Origin of the sequence: Micromonospora sp. RV43 (assembly GCF_001029515.1) — a bacterium.
GTDB lineage: Bacteria > Actinomycetota > Actinomycetes > Mycobacteriales > Micromonosporaceae > Micromonospora > Micromonospora aurantiaca.
Genome location: NZ_LEKG01000327.1, coordinates 1 through 3,136 on the forward strand (window position 1 = coordinate 1; position 3,136 = coordinate 3,136).

Annotated in this window: 5 protein-coding genes; 1 reads left to right on the forward strand and 4 read right to left on the reverse strand. The window is 70.8% G+C overall.

All coding sequences use genetic code 11. The features are described 5' to 3' along the window. Positions 1 to 177: 177 nt before the first annotated feature. A complete protein-coding gene (locus tag ABD52_RS41535; protein ID WP_255352912.1) occupies positions 178 to 309 on the forward strand; it encodes a hypothetical protein in 132 nt (43 codons plus the stop codon). A 63-nt stretch (positions 310 to 372) separates the two neighbouring features. Here ABD52_RS41535 and ABD52_RS36810 read toward each other — a convergent pair whose 3' ends face one another. The 4 genes from ABD52_RS36810 to ABD52_RS41335 all read right to left on the reverse strand — a co-directional run. Then, complete coding sequence (locus tag ABD52_RS36810) at positions 373 to 1,056, reverse strand: hypothetical protein (protein ID WP_047894806.1); 684 nt, start codon at positions 1,054 to 1,056, stop codon at positions 373 to 375. 141 nt (positions 1,057 to 1,197) lie between these two features. Beyond that, positions 1,198 to 1,914, reverse strand: a complete 717-nt coding sequence (locus tag ABD52_RS36815; protein ID WP_047894807.1) for a DUF2786 domain-containing protein — start codon at positions 1,912 to 1,914, stop codon at positions 1,198 to 1,200. A 63-nt stretch (positions 1,915 to 1,977) separates the two neighbouring features. Continuing rightward, entirely contained in the window at positions 1,978 to 2,874 is an 897-nt protein-coding gene (locus tag ABD52_RS36820) for an ArdC family protein (RefSeq protein ID WP_047894808.1), read from the reverse strand. Positions 2,875 to 2,947: 73 nt separating this feature from the next. Beyond that, a partial coding sequence (locus ABD52_RS41335) for a hypothetical protein (protein ID WP_235437684.1) occupies positions 2,948 to 3,136 on the reverse strand: 189 nt, incomplete at its 5' end.

Below are 3,136 nucleotides of genomic sequence, written 5' to 3' on the forward strand. Positions count from 1 at the left end.
CCCGGTCGGCCAGCCGCGACTCCGCCGACGTCCGCCCGGCCTCGGCCTGGTCCCGCTCCCGCTCCACCACCCGCAGCTGCTCGCGGGCTTCGACCGCGGCGGCCTCGGCCGTCTGTCGCGCGGCGGCTCCTGGCCTTGCGGGGCGGCGCAGGTGGGGCAACTGGTGGTGGCGGTGGCGTGGCGCTGTTGCTCCTCTTGGCGGGCTTCGGCGCGGTGCTCGGCGTCGATCTCGGCCGCGTCGCCGGCGTGTTCGTCGTGCTCTCGCCAGGACAGGTAGTCGTCGTCGGTGGGGGCGTCGAACATCGTTGATCTCCGTTGGTCGGATGGTGCGGGTCGTGGCGGTCGGTGGGTGATACCGGCTTGGGTGTTGGGTTATCGGGCGTCGGTTGTCGCGCTGCCGCCGTCGTCTGCGCTGGTGGGGGTGTGGCCTACGTCGATCAGTTGGCGGATCAGGGCACGTTTGGAGGCGGTGGGGCGGTGCGCGTCTGGGTCGAACGTGATGGTGTCGAGGTGGGTGAATCGGGCGGCCAGGAGTGCGGTGAGACGGGTCTGATGGGTGGGGTCGATCTCGGGCGATTCGTAGCGGCGACGGATCGCGTCGGCGGTGGTCTTGCCGTAGCTGGTGAGGATTTCGGGTAGTTCGGGGTTGCCGGCTGGGAAGGCCTTGTCGATGTCGGCGAAGATGCCGTCGGTGAGCCGGCGGGAGGCGCGGACCTCTGCGGCGGTGCCGAGCAGTACGACTCCGTAGTCATGGGGTGCGGGGGCGGGCTGGTGGACGCCCTTGCAGTGGAGGGCCTCGGCGATGCCGATGAGGATGGTCGCTCGGGCCTCGCCGTGACCGTCGGCGCCGGGAACGGGGTGTGTGGCGATGGTGAGGCGTGAGTGTCGAGTGCCGCAGGCCGCGCGGGCGGCGGCGGGGGTGATGTCGTGGCGGGCCATGAGCTCCGCCGCGGTGTGGCGGGCGGTTTCGCGTAGAGCGGCGGGGGCGGTCGCGTCGGTTGCGACGGTGAGGTATGCGGCGACCTGGTCGATGGGGTCGGGCGTAGGGCTGGTCATCCTCGGGGCTGCCTTTCGAGTGATGCCGGCGGCATCGGTTTGGTGGGTGAGTGGGGGCGGCGTAGCCGGGGGTGCGGGGGCGGCGCGTGAGCGCCCCGCTCGGGGTCGGGCGCTCGATGCGCCCGACCCCGTGGCCGGCGCTCAGGTGGACAGAGCGCGGCGGCTGGTGGCGTTGACTCCGGGGTCGCCGACATCGGCGAGGCGGGCGGCGGCGCGGCCGGCGGTCCTTCCGTCCTTGGTGGTGCGGTGGGCGTGCTTGTCGAGGTCGCCGAATCGCTCGGCGATGAAGGCGTCAATCCGCTTCGCGCGGTCGGCGAGGATGAGCGCTGCGCCGGGGTTGGTGGTCGGGTCGGTCAGCGGGCGGCGACGGGCGGTAATCCGCGCGGCGACGGTGTCGCCGTAGCCGGACAGGAACGACGAGAGGAAGTCGCGGGCGCGGCGCTGCTCGGCGGCGGCGCTGGCGGCGGCGGTCTGCGCCTGGGCGAGGATCAGCGGCAGGAGTTGCCGCAGGTGGTGAACGTCCGACGTCGCGCCGACCACAATCACGGTGTAGGGGCGGGGGGCCGGAACGGGTTTCAGGATGACGCGGCATCCCATGGCACGGGCGACGTCACCGGCCAGTACGGCGCGTGCTTCGCCATGGCCGTCGGTGTTGAGCAGGGCGACGGGCGCGCAGTTGATTCCTTCCGGGGCGTCGCCTCGGGCGGCGGCGGCTTGGTCGGCGGTGATGCCGTGCCGTCCGATGAGTTCGGCGGCCTTGGCGGCGGCTGCCTCGCGTTCACCGAGCGGCGCTGCCTCGTCTTCAGCGATGGCGAGGCACGCGGCGATACGAGCGGCGATTTTCGTGCGGTTGGTCATGATGCCTCCCGGTCGGGAGGCACGGGGAGGGCAGACCCTCCCCGTGCCTAAAATTCTAGCACACTAGACAGTGGTGGCCGTCGCGGCGATCGCGGCGCGGGCGGCGCGGCGCTGCTCCCGGCGGGCTTCCCGCTCTCGGTCGCTGCGCGCGATGATCTGCCCGACTGCGGCGGCGAGATCGGCTACGGCGTCGGGGTGTTCGGCCGTGACCTCGTAGGCGGCGGCGACGGTGCGGCTGTCGTGGTCGACGTGCACGCGGCTGCCGTGCAGGGCCTCCGTCGGCGCGGGCCAGTCCAGGCCGTACCCGGCTGCGGTGAGCTGGTCAAGAAGGTTGTTCCACAGGATCTCTGCGGCGTCGGCTACGGGCTCGTAGTTGGTGCAGGCGGGGCAGAGGCATCCGGGTTCGCACGGTTGCCCAGCCTCGGCGTTGCAGGCGACGCACTCGCCGCGCTTCTCCGGCGGGAGTTCGGTGGTCTGGGCGACGTCGTAGACACGTCCGGTGCGGAACTTCGGCTTACCGGTGTCCTCGTCCGCCTCGTCGTCGGCTTCGGCGCTTTCGGCCTCCTGCTCGTCCGAGGTCTCGGGCTCGTCGGCGTCGGTGTCCTTCTTGTCCTTGCCGACCGGCTTGATCAGCCTCAGCGCGGTTTCGCCCTCCTTGACTACCCGGCCGCGCTGCAACCATCCCTTGAAGCTGTCCACGTCGGACAAAACAAAACCGCGTTCGTCGGCCTGCTGGGCGAGCAGGGCTTGGTTTCGCAGGCTGTAGGACAGGATCCGCAGGGACACACCGCCCGTCGCCGCGTGGCGCGCGAAGCGGCGGATGCCTTCGGCGTCTTCGAGCTGCTCGGTCGAGCTGTTCATGACCTGCCGGTCGCGCTGGCGGAACTCCCGGATCTGCTCGTCGCTGTAGCGGCTTGCGCGCTTGCGAGGGGCGCTACGGGTGGTCGACTTGCGGGGCATGGGGTGAACTCCTGTCCTGGGCCGCTCGGCCCTATATTTAAAATTCTAGCACACTTGCTGGGCTGGGTGTTAATCAGGTCAGTCCGGTTTCCGCGTATCGCTGAGCGTGAGCGGGGCAGAGGGCGGCGCCGAACGTGAGGACCGTGGGTACGTCGTGGCATCCGAGGTGGTCGCATCCGGCGGGTGGCATCTTGTGCAGGTCTCGCCAGAGGTTGGCGACGATGGTTTCCGTTGTGTGGGGCAGGCGGTGGCGGGGCAGGTG

Bases quoted from the DNA above. Each gene is read 5' to 3' on its own strand.
- ABD52_RS36815 (WP_047894807.1), bottom strand. From the start codon at position 1,914: ATGACCAACCGCACGAAAATCGCCGCTCGTATCGCCGCGTGCCTCGCC.
- ABD52_RS36810 (WP_047894806.1), bottom strand. From the start codon at position 1,056: ATGACCAGCCCTACGCCCGACCCCATCGACCAGGTCGCCGCATACCTC.
- ABD52_RS36820 (WP_047894808.1), bottom strand. From the start codon at position 2,874: ATGCCCCGCAAGTCGACCACCCGTAGCGCCCCTCGCAAGCGCGCAAGC.